Origin of the sequence: Skermanella sp. TT6, assembly GCF_016653635.2 — a bacterium.
In the GTDB taxonomy this organism is placed as follows: Bacteria; Pseudomonadota; Alphaproteobacteria; order Azospirillales; family Azospirillaceae; genus Skermanella; species Skermanella cutis.
In genome coordinates this window covers 3,870,001-3,884,341 of record NZ_CP067420.1, presented here as the reverse complement: position 1 = coordinate 3,884,341, position 14,341 = coordinate 3,870,001, and the positions used below count along the sequence as shown (strand labels likewise).

The window sequence follows — 14,341 nt, the reverse complement described above, 5'->3', positions numbered from 1 at the left end:
GGTTCGGATATGACGTCTGAGTAAGACGGTTCTGTCCATAAGAGGCATGAATGAAGGCGGTCCACCCGATCAAGGTACTCTGCGTCGATGACAACGCCATGATCGTCATGGCGACGCAGGCCACCATCGACGCCACGCCGGATATGGATTGCGTCGGTTGCCTGTACTCCGCGGACAAGCTGCTCGATACGGTCGCGGAACTCCGCCCGGACGCCGTCCTGCTCGACCTCACCATGCCGGGCAAGGAGCCGCTGGCAGCGCTCCGGGAGTTGACAGATGCCCATCCGGAAGTGCCGGTCATCGTCTTCAGCGGCCTGAGCGACCGCGGAACGGCGGAGAGCGCCTTCGCCGCGGGTGCCCGGCGCTACCTGACCAAGGGGTGCGACGGGCGGCCCGTGCTGGAGGCGATTCGCGCCGTCGCCTCCGCGCCCTTTCCCTCCCTCGGTATCGCCAGCTGAGGCTACTCCGCCGGCAAGCCTTCCCTCGGCTTGACGTGCTGCATCTCCAACTCCTGGATACGGCGGCGAATCCGCCCGATCGGCTGGAGGCGGCGCGCCAGCAGGCTGTAGAGCAGGGGAGTGCCGAACAGCGACAGCAGCGACCCGACCGAGACGCCGCCGACGATCACCAGCCCGATCGCGGTCCGGCTCTCGGCCCCGGCGCCCTCGGCCATGGCCAGCGGAACCGCGCCGAACACCGTGGCGATGCTGGTCATCAGGATCGGGCGCAGCCGGGTCGCGGCGGCTTCGCGGATCGCCGCGTCCATGGCCGCGCCTTCGTCGCGCATCTGGTTCGCGAACTCGACGATCAGGATGGCGTTCTTGGCGATCAGGCCGATCAGCATCACCAGCCCGATCTGCGTGTAGATGTTCAGAGTCATGGCGCTCGCGACGATCGCGCCCAGGCCGCCGAACAACGCCAGCGGCACCGTCAGCATGACGATGGAGGGCAGGGTGAAGCTCTCGAACTGGGCGGCCAGCACCAGGAAGGCGATCAGCAGCGCCATGCCGAACGCGAAATAGATCGCGGCGCTTGATTCCTGAAGCTCGCGCGCCGAACCGTCGAAACTCAGCCGCACCTGGCCCGGCAGCACCTCGGCCGCGGCCTGCCGCACCGCCTCGATGGCGGTGCCCATGGCGATGCCTTCCAGGTTGGCCGTGACGGTGATCGCGCGCAGCCGATCGACCCGGCCCAGTTCGCTGGGGCCGGCGATATCCCGGACGGTCACGACGCTGGAGAGCGGCACGAGCTTGTCCGACGTTCCGGCGCGCAGGAAGATGTTCGACAGGTCGCGCGGGTTGGCGCGGTCGCTGCCCGTGGCCTGGACCACGACGTCGTATTCCTCCCCGCGGTCGGTGAAGCGCGTGACGGTGCGCCCGCCGACCAGCGTCTCCAGGGTTTCCCCGATCGCCCGCGTGCCGAGCCCCAGGTCGGCCGCGCGGTCGCGGTCCACCGTGATCCGGAGCTGCGGCTTGGTCTCGTCGTAGTTCGCCTGGATCGTGCCGAACCCCGGCTCGTCGCGCAGGCGGTCGATCAGCAGGTCGCGCCAGACCGCCAGCTCCTCGTAGCTGCTGCCGCCCAGGACGACCTGCACCTGGTTCAGCGCCCCGCTGCGGGCGATGCCGCCGCCCGCGAAGGCCGCGACCCGGGCGCCCGGCACCGCCTGCAGCTTGCCGCGCAGCTCCGCCATCAGGGCCGACTGCGGCCGGGTGCGCCTGTCCCACGGCGCCAGCCGGACCTGGATCGTCGCCCGGTTGACGCCGGTCTGTCCGCCCCATCCGGGGTTCAGGATCGCCAGCACGCTGGATACCTCGCCGTTTTCCCGGTAGGGCGCCAGGATGCGCTCGACCGCTTCCATCTCCCGCTTGGTGAAGTCCTGGCTGGCGCCTTCCGGCGCGGTCACGGTGATGCGGAAGCTGCCGCGATCCTCGGGCGGGGTGAACTCCTGCGGCACCAGGGTGAACAGGTACCAGGTGGCCCCGGTCAGCGCGCCGAGCAGTGCCAGCATCAGCACGGGTGCGGCCAGAACGCCGTCCAGGATCCTGGAATAGATCCGGGTCATCCCGTCGAAGAACCGTTCGGTCAGGCGGAACACCGCCCCGCCGTGCTGGCCGCGCAGCACCTGCGAGCACATCATCGGCGTCAGCGTCAGCGCCACCAGCGCGGAGAAGGCGACCGCGGCCCCCAGCGTGACCGCGAACTCCTTGAAGAAGCGGCCGACCGTGTCCTGCAGCAGGACGAGCGGGAAGATCACCGCGATCAGCACCGCCGTGGTGGCGATCACCGCGAAGCCGATCTGGCCGGCGCCGCGATAGGCTGCCAGGAGCGGCGGCTCGCCCAGCTCGATCCGTCGGCTGACATTCTCGACCACGATGATCGCGTCGTCGACCACCAGCCCGATCGCGAGCACCAGCGCCAGCAGGGTCAGCACGTTGATCGAATAGCCGAGTGCCGCCAGCACGGTGAAGGCTGCCATGATCGACACCGGGATGGCGACCGCCGGAATGATCGTGGCGCGCAGGTCGCGCAGGAACGCCCAAGTGACCAGGACCACCAGGCCCAGCGCGATCGTCAGCGCGTGGAACACCTGGTAGATCGATTCGGCGATGAACACGCTCTCGTCGAACGACACGTCGATGGCCGCGTCGCCGGGCAGCGTGGTGCCGATCTGCCGCAGCAGCGCCTTGACCCCGTCCGCGACCTCCATCGTGTTGGCGGTCGCCTGCTTGGTGACGCCCAGGCCGACGGCGGCGCGGGCGTTGACGGTGTAGTCGCCGCGGTCGTCGCGGGTGCCCAGCTCCACCCGCGCCACGTCGCCCAGCCGGATGAAATCCCCGCTGCGCTGGGAAATGACGATGCGGGAGAACTGCTCCGCGCGCGACAGCCTGGTATCGGTGCGGACGGTGAACTCGCGCTGCGCCGACTCGATGCGGCCGGCCGGCAGCTCCGCGTTCTCCCGGCGCAGCGCCGTCTCGACATCCTGGACGGTCAGGTTGCGGGCCGCCAGCGCGCTCCGGTCCAGCCAGACCCGCATGGCATAGATCCGCTGGCCGCTGATCCGGACGTCGGCGACGCCCGGGACGGCGGTGATCTGGTCGACCAGGACGCGCCGGGCATAGTCGGTCAGCTCCAGCCTGCTGAGCTGATCGCTGGTCAGGGTGGCCCACAGGATCGGCGAGCTGTCGCTGTCCACCTTGGCGATGACGGGGGCGTCGGCCTCGTCCGGCAGGCTGCGGGCCGCGCGCGAGACGCGGTCCCGGACATCGTTGGCGGCTCCCTCGATGTCGCGGGTCAGCAGGAACTCGATCCGAACGTTGGACGATCCCTCGCGGCTGGTCGAGCGGATCGTCTTGATCCCCTCGACGCCGCTGACGGCGCCCTCGATCACCTGGGTGATCTGGGTCTCGACCACCTCGGCCGACGCGCCCTCGTAATTGGTGCTGATCGAGACGACCGGCGGGTCGACGCTGGGATACTCGCGCACCGGCAGCTTGGCGAAGGCGAAGATGCCGAAGACCACCAGCAGCGCGTTGAGGACGATGGCGAGCACGGGGCGCTGGATCGCGACGTCGGACAGCACCATGGCTCAGCTCCCGGCAGCCGGACGTCCGGCGGGGGGAAGCTCCTGTTCCGCCTCCACCGGGGCGCCGTCGCGCACCCGCTGGGTACCGCGGACGACGACCAGTTCCCCGGGTTTCACGCCCTCGACCACTTCGACCATGCCGCGCCGGCGCTGGCCGATCGTGACGGCGCGGCGCCGGGCATGGCCGTCGGTCACGACGAAGACGAACTGTCGCTCGCCCAGCGGGACCAGCGCCTCCTCCGCGATCAGCACGGCGTCGGCGCGGGACGACAGGGTCAGGCCTACGTTCATGAACATGCCGGGCCGCAGGCGGAGCCGGTCGTTGGGCAGGGAGGCCACCACCTCGACCGCCCGGGTCACCGGATCGACCCGCGTGTCGATCACGGCGACATTGCCGGTGAAGGTCTCGCCCGGGAAGGCCGGGCTCGTGGCGGACACGGCCAGGCCCGGCCTGAGCCCGCCCAGCGCCGCCTCCGGCACCCTGAAATCCAGCTTCACCGTGCGGATGTCGTCGAGCGTCGTGATCGCCGTCCCGCTGGTCACCAGCGCGCCCGGGCTGACCCGGCGCAGTCCGGTCTGTCCGGCGAAGGGGGCGGTGACGACAAGCTCCTGCAGCCGGGCGCGGGCGGCCCGCGCCGCGGCGTCGGCCCGGTCGAGCGCCGCGGCCAGCTCATCGACCCTGGCCTCCGCGACCGCCTGGCGGGTCAGCAGGGTGCGCGAGCGCTCCAGGAGCTGCTGGGCGTTGCGCCGGTCGGCCTCGGCGACCGCGAGCTGGGCGCGGGCTTCCGCGTCGTCCAACTCGACCAGGACGGATCCCCGCTCGACCCACTGGCCCTCTTCGAACCGGATCGCGCGGATGATGCCGGTCTGCTTGGAGTTCACCGTGACCGCCTCGTTGGCGCGCAGCGTGCCGACCGCTTCGGCCACCGTCGCGATCTCCCCGATGCGGGCGGGCGCCGCCACGACGTTGACCGGCCGCGCGGCCCGGTCGGGCGCAGCCGCCCGGGGACCGTCGCCACGCAGCTCGGGCACGGCGTACCAGGCGCCTGCGGCACCGGCGCCCAGGCCCGCAATCAGGAGAATCTGCCAGATCAGTCGCATGGTATCCTGGGACGATTGCACCGGGTCGGTGTGGGTCGCTTCGACGGACGCTGCCGCAGGAACGATCGGCTAAAGAGCCTGTTTTCCGGTTCCCATCGGGACAGGCTGACGTCCCGACCGGGTCGTGAAAGCTCGATATTGTTTGCAACGATAGCAGATTCGACCTGTCCATGGACCACAATCTTGAAGCGGACCGCGTTCCCGGCCGTGACGCGCGCCCGTTCGACGGGCTGGAACTCGATCTCGGCCGGCCCGGACGGCGGACCGTCGCGGGCGTGCCCGAGGGGCTCGACGGGATGCTGCTGGGCCATCTGGCGCAACGCGCGGACTCCGCCGGCCTGCTCCATATCGTCCGCGACCACCGGCGGCTGGTGCGGCTGCGGCGCGCGCTGGCCTTCTTCGCGCCGCAGCTGGAGGTTCTGCCGTTGCTGAGTTGGGACTGCGCGCCCTATGAGCGGCGCTCCCCCTCCGCGGCGGTCGCGGCCCGCCGGGTCGATACGTTGCTGAGGCTGGGCCGGCCGGCCGAGGGGCCGAGGCTGATCCTGGCGACGGCCGCCGCGTTCCTGCGCCGCCTGCCGCCCCAGGGCGTGCTGGAGGCGGCGACCTTCCGGGCGGCGCCGGAGGACGACATCGAGGAACCGTTGCGGCGCTTCCTGCTGCGGAACGGGTATTCCCCGGCGGAGACCGTCCGGGAGGTCGGCGACTTCCTCTGGGACGACGACCGGGTGGAGATCCTGCCGCCCGGCCAGCGGTCGCCGGTCATACTGGAATTGCTGAACGGCACCCTGGACGCGGTCCGTCGGGGCGGTGCCGACGGCGAGGAACTGGAGCGGCTGGAACTGCCACCCGTGTCCGAGGTGGTCCTGACCGACGAGAGCATCGCGCGCTTCCAGACGAACTATCAGGAGCAGTTCGGGCGAGTCGAGGGAAACGACCCGCTGTTCGAGGCGGTCGGGCATGGCCGGCGGCTCACCGGGATGGAGCACTGGCTGCCGCTGTTCTACGGCGGCACCGAGACCCTGTGCGAATACCTGCCGGGCTGCCCGGTCACCCTGGACGACGGGGTGGAATCCGACCGCGACGACTACCTGGAGCAGGTCGCCGACGCCTTCCAGGCGCGCAAGGCGATGGGCACGATCGAGGAGAAGGCCCATCTTCCCGCCTTCCATCCGCTGCCGCCCGAGCAGGTCTTCGTCGATGCCGAGGCCTGGGACGTCTGCCTGGAGCCGCGCGCGGTCCTCGTCTTCCGCGCGGCTCCGCCCGAAGCGGGCGAGGACATGCCGGACGCCGGCGCCCGTCCCGGTCCGAGCTTTCATGACGACGACGGTGGCGGAAAGCTGGCCCGGCATGTCCGCACTCTCCGCGCCGGCGGCGCGCGGGTCCTGTTCGCGGTCGAGCGCGATGTCCAGCATGGTCCCCTCCGACGGCGGATCGGCATGCCGGAAATGCCGACGGCGGAGACCTGGGGCGACGCCGGAGCCGGCGACGCGGCGGTCGCGACCCTGCCGGTCGCGGCCGGTTTCGAGGTGGATGGCATCAGCGTCATCGCGCGGGCCGACATAGTTCGGTCCGATCGGCGCCGGAGCGCCGGGACCGCCGATGCCCGGCGCGACGCCCTGCTGCCCGACGTGCCGCCGATCGCCCTGGGCGACCTGGTGGTCCATGCCGATCACGGCGTGGCCCTGTGCGAGGGGCTGGAGACGATCGACGCCGGCGGGGCGCCCCACGATTGCCTGCGCCTGGTCTATCGCCAGGGCGACAAGCTGTTCGTCCCGGTCGAGAACGTGGACCTGCTTTGGCGGTTCGGCACGCCCGGCGAGACGATCCAGCTGGACAAGCTGGGAGGCGCCGCCTGGCCCAACCGGCTGGAGCGCATGCGGGAAACCCTGCGCGACGCGGCGCACGAGCTGATCGCCACGGCGGCGAAACGGTCGCTGGCCCAGGTCGATCCGATCGTGCCGGACCGCGCGGCCTACCGCCGGTTCAGCGGCCGGTTCCCCTATACCGAGACCGAGGACCAGCAGACGGCGATCGACGACGTGCTGGCCGACCTCGCGTCGGGCAAGGTGATGGACCGGCTGGTGGTCGGCGACGTCGGCTTCGGCAAGACCGAGATCGCGTTGCGCGCCGCCTTCGCGGTGGCGGTCGCCGGCCGGCAGGTCGCGGTGGTGGCGCCGACCACCCCGCTCGCCCGGCAGCACGCCGACGAGTTCCGCGAGCGCTTCTCCGGCTTCGGGATGGAGATCGCCGAGCTGACCGGCGGCACGGCGACGGACGAGGCGAAGGCGGCGCGGCAGCGGATCGCGGACGGGCAGGCCCGCATCGCGGTCGGCACCCAGGCCCTCCTGGGCGAGGCCGTCCGATTCAAGGATCTCGGCCTTCTGGTCCTGGACGAGGAGCAGCGGCTCGGCGTCAAGCAGAAGGAACGCCTGAAGGACATCGCCGAGGGCGTTCACGTCCTGACCATGACGGCGACCCCGATCCCGCGCACGCTTCAGCTCGCGCTGGGCGGGCTTCGCGACCTCAGCCTGATCGGCACCGCTCCGGTGGAGCGCCAGCCGGTCCGCACCCGCGTCCTGACCTACGACGGCGACATCATCCGCCAGGCGCTCCTGCGCGAGCGCGAGCGCGGCGGCCAGAGCTTCTATGTCTGCCCCCGGCTCGCCGACCTCGACCTTGTGGGAGAGCGTCTGGAGGCACTGGTTCCCGACCTTCGGGTGCTGCGCGCCCACGGCAAGATGGCGCCCGAGGAGTTGGACGACGCGATCACGGCCTTCGTGCGCGGCGGCGCCGACGTGCTTCTTGCCACCAACATCATCGAGGCGGGGCTGAACATCCCCAACGCCAACACGCTGGTCGTCCACCGGGCCGACATGTTCGGCTTGGCCCAGCTCCACCAGCTGCGCGGCCGGGTCGGGCGCGGCAGCACGCGGGCCTATGCCTGGATGACGGTGGAGTCGGAAGCCGACCTGTCGGAGGCGGCGCGCGGCCGGCTGGACGCCATTGCCATGCTGAGCGATCCGGGGGCCGGGTTCAACGTCGCCAGCCAGGACCTGGAACTGCGCGGCGGCGGCAACCTGCTGGGCGAGGAGCAGTCCGGCAGCATCCGCGCCGTCGGGGTCGACCTGTTCCAGGAGATGCTGAGGCAGGCGATCGAGGCGGTCCAGGCCGGCAAGGAGCCGGAGGAGTTCTGGACCCCCCGGATCTCGCTCGGCATGCCCGTGCTGATACCCGAGAGCTACGTCGCCGATCTGGACGAGCGCATGGCGCTCTACCGCTCCATCGCCGCCCTCCATACCGCCGAGGCGGCCAAGGCCTTCACCCGGGACCTGGCGCGGCGCCACGGCCCGGTCCCTCCGGAGGTCGGCACCCTGATCGGCCTCGGCGAACTGAAGCGCCTGTGCCGCGACGCCGGCGTGGAGCAGCTCGACGTCGGGCCGCGCGGCGCCCTGATCGCGTTCCGGCAAGAACCCCCGGGGCTGGAGGCGTTCCTCGATCGCACCGAAGGCGCACGGCGGCGTGAGGACGGCAACCTGGTGGTTCCGCTGGCGGAGGAGTCCTCCGCAAGGCTGGCCGCGGCCCGGCTGCTGCTGCGTGGGCTGGCCGGCGGGTAACGCCGGTTCAGGAAATGTCGATCACCGTCACGTCGACGGTGAAGGTCCGACCCTCGCGCCAGATCGTCAGCGTCACCGGATGCCCGACGCCGGTCTGCTCCAGTTGCGTCGCGAGTTCCGCCAGGGTCGCGACCGGCTGTCCGGCGGCGTGGGTGATGACGTCGCCCGTCCGCCGTCCGGACGGGTCGAAGCCGCGCAGGCCGGCACGGTCGGCCGCCGATCCCGGGATCACCTCGGCGACGACGACCCCGGTCACACCGAGCTGGGCCCCGACCTGCTCGGGCGCCACGCGGATGCCGATGCCGGGGGTAGGGACCCGGCCGTCCCGGATCAGCTTGGGCACGATCCGATTGACCGTGTCGGCCGGGACCGCGAATCCGATGCCGGCGAAGCTGCCCGACCCGGACAGGATCGCCGTATTGACGCCGATCAGCCGCCCGGCGCTGTCGAGCAGCGGTCCGCCCGAGTTGCCGGGATTGATCGCCGCGTCGGTCTGGATCACGCCGGCGATCTCCCGCCCGCTGCCCGCCGGAAGCCGCCGTTCCAGGGCGCTGATCACGCCGGTGCTCAGGCTGCGGGTCAGTCCGAACGGGTTGCCGATGGCGAAGACCGACTGCCCGACCTTCAGGTCGTCGGAGGTGCCGATCGGGATCGGTCGGAGCGCCGCCCGGTTCTCGCTCAGCCTCAGCACGGCCAGGTCGCTGTTGGGGGCGAAGCCGATCACCCGGGCCGGCACGGCCTCGCCGCTGTCCAGCCGGACCGCGACGCGGGTGGCGCCTTCGACCACGTGGTGGTTCGTGACGACATGGCCCGCGGCATCCCAGATGAAGCCGGACCCGGCGCCGCGCGACCCTCGTCCGCCCGGATCGCCGGTCGGTTCCGCCCGGTCCGTGAAGATATAGACGACCGAAGGCGACGTCGCGTCGAACAGGGCGATCGTCGATTCCTCGGCCTCCGCCAGCGATCCCCGCGCCGTGACGGCCCTCGGCTCGCTGGCGGTCAGGAAGACGCCGCGCACGAACCGGTCGCCGATCCAGATCGTCGCGACCAGCAGCGCTCAGATCAGCATGTACCGCCAGAACCGCTGCCCGCCCATTCACATCTCCCGATCGACACCGGCCCCGCAGGGCCCGAAACGTTTAAACGGGGTGCGCGGGGCGGCGGTCAAGCACAAACGCGGCATGCCGATCAGCCGAATGATAGGTTGAGACGACCCGCCCGGGCGCGCTGTTATACGGCGGAGACCCAATCCTTGGCTCCGGTGCCTGCAATGACCGATCCATACGAGATCCTGGGACTTTCGAAGACCGCGACGGATGACGATATCCGCAAGGCCTATCGCAAGCTGGCCAAGAAGTACCATCCTGACATAAATCCGGGCAAAACCGACGCGGAGGCCCGTTTCAAGGACATCTCCGCGGCCTACTCCCTGCTGTCCGATCCCGGGAAGCGTGCCCGTTTCGACCGTGGGGAGATCGACGCGAGCGGGGCCGAGACGCCGCGCAGCTTCTATCGCGGCTTCGCCGACGCGGGCGGCGGCGGCCGCTACGGGGCGGAAGAGCACTTCGTCGACAACGAGGACATCGAAAGCTTCTTCGCCGACCTGTTCGGCCATCACGGCGCCGGGAGAGGCGGCGCCGATCGGGGAGGGGCCGCCGGAACCGGCGGCTTCCGAATGCGCGGCGGCGACATCGACTATTCCCTGCGCGTATCCTTCCTCGATGCGGTGAACGGGTCGCGAAAGCGCCTGACGCTGCCCGACGGCCGGACGCTGGACGTCGAGATCCCGGCCGGCATCGACAGCGGGCAGAGCGTCAGGCTGAAAGGGCAGGGCGGCCCGGGGCTGGGCGGCGGTCCGGCCGGCGACGCCCTGATCCGGATCGAGGTCGATCCCCATCCGGTATTCCGGCGGGACGGGCGCAACATCCGGATCGACCTGCCGGTGACCCTGGCGGAGGCGCTGCTCGGGGCGAAGGTCCGCGTGCCGACGATCGACGGGCCGGTCGCCATGACCATCCCGAAGGGGGCCGACAGCGGTACCGTGCTCCGGCTGAAGGGAAAAGGCGTCCCGGCATCCCGCGGGGGCGAGCGCGGCGACCAGTATGTCACGGTTCGCCCGGTCCTGCCCCGCCAGCCCGACGCGGAGCTGGAGGAGTTCATCCGGCGATGGTACGAGAGCCACCCGCAGGACCCCCGCGAAACCTTGGAGCAATCACGATGATGGCGCTCGAACAGGTGCTTGCCGCCGTCGGCCGGATCGACCGGCGGGATCTCATCCTGTGGATCGAGCGGCGCTGGGTCCGGCCGCAGCACGAGGCCGGCGGCTATGTCTTCACCGACCTGGACGTCGCCCGCGTCACTCTGATCCGCGAGATGCGCGACGACATGGCGATCGACGACGAGGCCATGCCGGTCGTCCTCGGCCTGCTGGACCAGCTCTACGGTACCCGCCGCCGCCTCAGGCATCTGGTCGATGCGGTCGCCGCCCAGCCGGAGGAGGTGCGCCGGTCCGTCGCGGCGGAGCTGAGGCGCCGGGCTCTCGGCGGGGACGATGCCTGACGCGCGGCCCTTGGCCGCTCCCCGCTGGTCTGCTATGAGGGCCCGATGACCGACGATGCCAGCAAGAACCAGAAGCCCGACCCGATCACCGAACGCATCCTGGCGATGATCGAGGATGGCGGATCCGTGTCCCCGCAGGAGGTCGCCCAGGCCTTCTACAAGGATACCAAGACGCCCGGAATGCCGGCGGACGGCTGGCACAAATACATGACGGCCGTGCGCCAGCAGGCGATCCACCTGGCCCGCCAGGGCCGTCTGCAGATCACCCGCAAGGGCGAGCCGGTCGACCCGAACAACTTCAAGGGCGTCGTTCGCTTGAGGAAAATGCCTCCGGCCCAGCCTTGACCGCGGCTGCCACCGCGGGGACGGCGAGCGCCCGCCGGCGGCGCCACGACACCAGGCCCATGACGGCCGCGGCCAGGATGAAGACTCCGAGCAGGCCGACGGTCACCGCCGTCGCCATCTCTCCCACCACCTGCTGGAGCGCCGCGCCCGCGGCGTAGCCCGCGCCGGCGAAGCATGCCGCCCAGATCCCTGCGGCGATGAAGTTCAGCACCGCGAAACGGCGCCACGACAGCGTGCTCATCCCCATCGCGAACGAGCTGAAGTTCCTGACGCCGTAGATGAAGCGGAAGCTCAGGATGAAGGCGGTGCTGTATTTCTCCAGCAGGCCGAGCGCCCTGTCCACGCCCGGCTGCCAGCGGGGATAGCGGTTCAGCATCCGGGCGCCGGCATGGCGTCCGAGCATGAAGTACATCTGGTCGCCCAGGAAGCTGCCGATCCACGCGCAGGAGATCAGCAGGGTGAGATTGACCACGCCCTCGCGGGCCGCGATGCCCGAGAAGATCACGATGGTCTCGCCTTCCAGGAAGGTCCAGACGGCCACGACGCCATAGAACAGGTCGCCGTAGCGATGGATGAGGTCGAAGATTTCCATGACGGTCCGCTGAGGGATCCTTCGTGCGGGACAGGCCCGCGTCCTGGGCGGAAATGGCCGCCCACTTCTGTAGGTTCGGGATTCTGTGACGCCGGACGGTCCCGGCCGGCCAGGATGATGATCCTGCCATAGTCCCGAATTGCGGCTGGAATGTGGTCGCCAGCCTTCGGGGGCGGTCCCGTCGGGAATTAACGGGGAATTAGCATATTCTCCGGATATTTCCTGCGCCTGGGGCTCCGAACTTGATACCGATCGTCGCCGCTCGGGCCGCCCCGTCCAGGCGGGGACATCAAGAAGAAATGATGGCTGGGCGGATTCATCCAATTCCCTGGGGCAAGGGTTTTCCAATGATACCAGTGCGCAGCACCGTTGGTCATGGCGACGGGCGCCCCCGTTCTGCCGAGGTCTTCGGGTGGACGAAGTTCGATTTTCTATCGATGGCCATCCTGGCGACCGTGCTGGTTCTGGTCGCCGCCACGTTCCAGAACTACGGCATAAGCTGGGACGAGGAAATCCAGAACACCTACGGCAAGAAGATCCTGTCCTTCTACCTCAGCGGTTTCGAAGACCGCTCCGTATTCGTGCATTTCAATCTGTACCTGTATGGCGGCTCCTTCGATCTGATCGCCGCCATGGCCAACGCCGTCTCGCCTTTCGGCGAGTACGAAACACGGCACCTGCTGGGCGGCCTGGTCGGGCTGCTGGGGCTTGCCGGAGTCTGGCGCCTGGGGCGGCTGTTCGGCGGACCGCGCGTCGGGTTCCTGGCATTGCTGCTGATGGTGGTGACGCCGGCCTATTACGGCCATATGTTCATCAATCCCAAGGACATTCCCTTCGCCTGCGGCATGACATGGTCCCTGTACCTGATGTGCCGCGCCATGGAGACGCTGCCGCGGGTTCCGCTGCGCACCGCGCTGGGTCTCGGATCGGTGCTCGGGATCACCCTCGGTACCCGCATCGTGGGGCTGCTTGCCGGGCTTTATCTCGCCGCGGCACTCGTCCTGTACCTGGTCCTGGTCGCGAGGCAGGGAGCCGGCCGGCGGGGGGTGGCCCGCACCATGGGCGATCTGGCGCTGTCGTTCCTGCCCATGCTGCCGGTCATGTATCTGGCCATGGCGGCATTCTGGCCCTGGGCCTGGCAGGAGCCGTTGAACCCGATCCGTGCGGCGACGGTGTTCTCGAACTTCCCTTGGCCGGGCTCCGTCCTGGTGAACGGAGAGATGATCAAGGCCACGGATCTGCCGTCCTATTACCTGCCCCTGTTCCTGGGCACCCAGTTGCCGGAACTGGTCCTGGCGGGCATCGCGTCGGCTGCATTGATCGTTTCGGCCCGGTTGCTGAAGGGCGGGCTTCTGAAGGGTGGCTTCGGGGATCTGTCGCAACCGGCAATGCTGAAACTGGTCCTTCTTGTCCTCGCGGCCCTGTTCCCGCTGGCCTATTTCATGGCGGCACGGCCGCTCGCCCTGAACGGCATGCGTCATTTCCTGTTCATGCTGCCGCCGCTGACCGTGATCGCAGCCCTTGCGCTCGACCGTGTCGGGGCCTGGGCGGCGACCGCGTGGCCGCGGCTGCGATGGGCGCTCGCCGTGCCGCTCGGCGTCACCGTCGCGTTCCAGGTCTGGACGATGGGCCGGCTGCATCCCCAGGAGTACATCTTCTACAACCAGTTCGTCGGAGGCGTCGCCGGGGCCGAGGGCCGCTTCGAACTGGACTACTGGGGAACGTCCCTGGCCGAGGCCACCGACATGCTCGAAAGCAAGCTGAAGGCTGAGAACGGCGGGCGGCTGGGCGGGCGGTACAAGGTTTTCGTCTGTGCGAACCCGACATCGGCCCTCTACTTCCTGCCGCCCAACTTCGTTCAGACGGAGAACCGCCGGGATGCGGATTTCTTCATTGCGCTTACCCTGTCGGACTGCGACAAATCATCCGACGGCAAGCAGATCGTCGAGGTCAGCCGGTTCGGCGCCCCCCTGGCCGTGGTCAAGGATCGCCGGGATCTGGTCGGACGGCCGGTAGCGCGGATCGGCAAGCCTGTGAACTGACGCAGGGGCCGTGACGAACGCGCGCCCTGCCGTGACAAGGATGGAGGAGGCGCGCGTGAATCCATGGATCGACTTCTGGAACCGCCCCAATGCGATCTATGTGAATCAGCGTAACGTCGACGCGCATTTCGATTGCATCGTCCGCGACCTGCGTGAATTCGTCCCGCCCGGAGGCACCAAGGTGGTGCTGGATTTCGGCTGCGGCGAGGCCGTGGGCGCCAGCCGTCTGGCCGATGGATGCGCAACCCTCTACCTGTACGATGCCGCTCCGGCCGTGCGGGACAGGGTGCGGGAGCGGCTGGCAGGCGATCGGCGCATCAAGGTGCTGGACGGGAACGGCTTGCACCATCTGCCGGCGGCCAGCGTCGATGTCGTGCTGGTGGTCTCGGTCGTCCAGTACATGGCACGGGACGAGCTGTCGGACGCACTGCGCCTGTGGCATCGCATCCTGAAGCCCGACGGAGCCCTGATCATCGCCGACGTGATCGATCCGGCGACGCCGATC

Annotated in this window: 11 protein-coding genes (1 of these 11 cut by a window edge); 7 read left to right on the top strand and 4 right to left on the bottom strand. The window is 69.6% G+C overall.

Translation table 11 applies throughout. From position 1 onward, the window contains the following. Positions 1 to 50 precede the first annotated feature (50 nt). Positions 51 to 458 carry a response regulator gene (locus IGS68_RS18160; RefSeq protein ID WP_201072297.1) on the top strand — a complete coding sequence of 136 codons (408 nt, stop codon included), beginning with the start codon at positions 51 to 53 and terminating at the stop codon, positions 456 to 458. Positions 459 to 460: 2 nt separating this feature from the next. Here the strand turns inward: IGS68_RS18160 and IGS68_RS18155 are convergent, their stop codons facing one another. Beyond that, the gene (locus IGS68_RS18155) at positions 461 to 3,583 is read right to left on the bottom strand and encodes an efflux RND transporter permease subunit (RefSeq protein WP_201072295.1); all 3,123 of its coding nucleotides are present in this window, start codon (positions 3,581 to 3,583) and stop codon (positions 461 to 463) included. A 3-nt stretch (positions 3,584 to 3,586) separates the two neighbouring features. Beyond that, positions 3,587 to 4,684, bottom strand: coding sequence for an efflux RND transporter periplasmic adaptor subunit (locus IGS68_RS18150; RefSeq protein WP_201072293.1), 1,098 nt, complete (start codon positions 4,682 to 4,684; stop codon positions 3,587 to 3,589). A 170-nt stretch (positions 4,685 to 4,854) separates the two neighbouring features. Between IGS68_RS18150 and IGS68_RS18145 the strand changes: the two genes are divergently transcribed. Further along, complete coding sequence (locus IGS68_RS18145) at positions 4,855 to 8,298, top strand: transcription-repair coupling factor (protein WP_201072291.1); 3,444 nt, start codon at positions 4,855 to 4,857, stop codon at positions 8,296 to 8,298. A 7-nt stretch (positions 8,299 to 8,305) separates the two neighbouring features. On the opposite strand, the gene IGS68_RS18140 is transcribed toward IGS68_RS18145, so the two are convergent. Further along, the gene (locus IGS68_RS18140) at positions 8,306 to 9,316 is read right to left on the bottom strand and encodes a S1C family serine protease (protein ID WP_201072289.1); all 1,011 of its coding nucleotides are present in this window, start codon (positions 9,314 to 9,316) and stop codon (positions 8,306 to 8,308) included. Positions 9,317 to 9,568: 252 nt separating this feature from the next. Between IGS68_RS18140 and IGS68_RS18135 the strand changes: the two genes are divergently transcribed. Genes IGS68_RS18135 through IGS68_RS18125 form a run of 3 tightly spaced genes read left to right on the top strand, consistent with a single transcriptional unit; the run spans position 9,569 to position 11,202 of the window. Further along, a complete protein-coding gene (locus tag IGS68_RS18135) occupies positions 9,569 to 10,519 on the top strand; it encodes a DnaJ C-terminal domain-containing protein (protein WP_201072287.1) in 951 nt (316 codons plus the stop codon). Then, a complete protein-coding gene (locus tag IGS68_RS18130) occupies positions 10,516 to 10,857 on the top strand; it encodes a chaperone modulator CbpM (protein ID WP_201072280.1) in 342 nt (113 codons plus the stop codon). Before IGS68_RS18135 ends, IGS68_RS18130 begins: the two co-directional genes overlap by 4 nt. A 45-nt stretch (positions 10,858 to 10,902) precedes the next feature. After that, positions 10,903 to 11,202 (top strand): DUF3253 domain-containing protein, encoded by a 300-nt coding sequence (locus IGS68_RS18125; RefSeq protein WP_201072278.1) that lies wholly within the window; start codon positions 10,903 to 10,905, stop codon positions 11,200 to 11,202. Here the strand turns inward: IGS68_RS18125 and IGS68_RS18120 are convergent. Continuing rightward, positions 11,156 to 11,794, bottom strand: coding sequence for a DedA family protein (locus IGS68_RS18120; RefSeq protein WP_201072276.1), 639 nt, complete (start codon positions 11,792 to 11,794; stop codon positions 11,156 to 11,158). The two genes, IGS68_RS18125 and IGS68_RS18120, sit on opposite strands and share 47 nt — an antisense overlap. Before the next feature lie 437 nt (positions 11,795 to 12,231). Between IGS68_RS18120 and IGS68_RS18115 the strand changes: the two genes are divergently transcribed. After that, positions 12,232 to 13,836: a glycosyltransferase family 39 protein gene (locus IGS68_RS18115; protein ID WP_201072275.1), complete on the top strand. Its 1,605-nt coding sequence runs from the start codon at positions 12,232 to 12,234 to the stop codon at positions 13,834 to 13,836. A gap of 55 nt (positions 13,837 to 13,891) precedes the next feature. Continuing rightward, a protein-coding gene (locus IGS68_RS18110) for a class I SAM-dependent methyltransferase (protein WP_247880957.1) crosses the window boundary here: on the top strand, positions 13,892 to 14,341 show its 5' portion. It continues 273 nt past the right edge of the window; the window shows 450 of its 723 coding nt (coding positions 1–450); its start codon is at positions 13,892 to 13,894; its stop codon lies beyond the right edge, outside the window.

Excerpts from the sequence above, each read along its gene's own strand:
- IGS68_RS18160 (WP_201072297.1), top strand. The coding sequence starts at position 51 with ATGAAGGCGGTCCACCCGATCAAGGTACTCTGCGTCGATGACAACGCC.
- IGS68_RS18155 (WP_201072295.1), bottom strand. The coding sequence starts at position 3,583 with ATGGTGCTGTCCGACGTCGCGATCCAGCGCCCCGTGCTCGCCATCGTC.
- IGS68_RS18150 (WP_201072293.1), bottom strand. The coding sequence starts at position 4,684 with ATGCGACTGATCTGGCAGATTCTCCTGATTGCGGGCCTGGGCGCCGGT.
- IGS68_RS18145 (WP_201072291.1), top strand. The coding sequence starts at position 4,855 with ATGGACCACAATCTTGAAGCGGACCGCGTTCCCGGCCGTGACGCGCGC.
- IGS68_RS18135 (WP_201072287.1), top strand. The coding sequence starts at position 9,569 with ATGACCGATCCATACGAGATCCTGGGACTTTCGAAGACCGCGACGGAT.
- IGS68_RS18130 (WP_201072280.1), top strand. The coding sequence starts at position 10,516 with ATGATGGCGCTCGAACAGGTGCTTGCCGCCGTCGGCCGGATCGACCGG.
- IGS68_RS18125 (WP_201072278.1), top strand. The coding sequence starts at position 10,903 with ATGACCGACGATGCCAGCAAGAACCAGAAGCCCGACCCGATCACCGAA.
- IGS68_RS18120 (WP_201072276.1), bottom strand. The coding sequence starts at position 11,794 with ATGGAAATCTTCGACCTCATCCATCGCTACGGCGACCTGTTCTATGGC.
- IGS68_RS18115 (WP_201072275.1), top strand. The coding sequence starts at position 12,232 with ATGGCCATCCTGGCGACCGTGCTGGTTCTGGTCGCCGCCACGTTCCAG.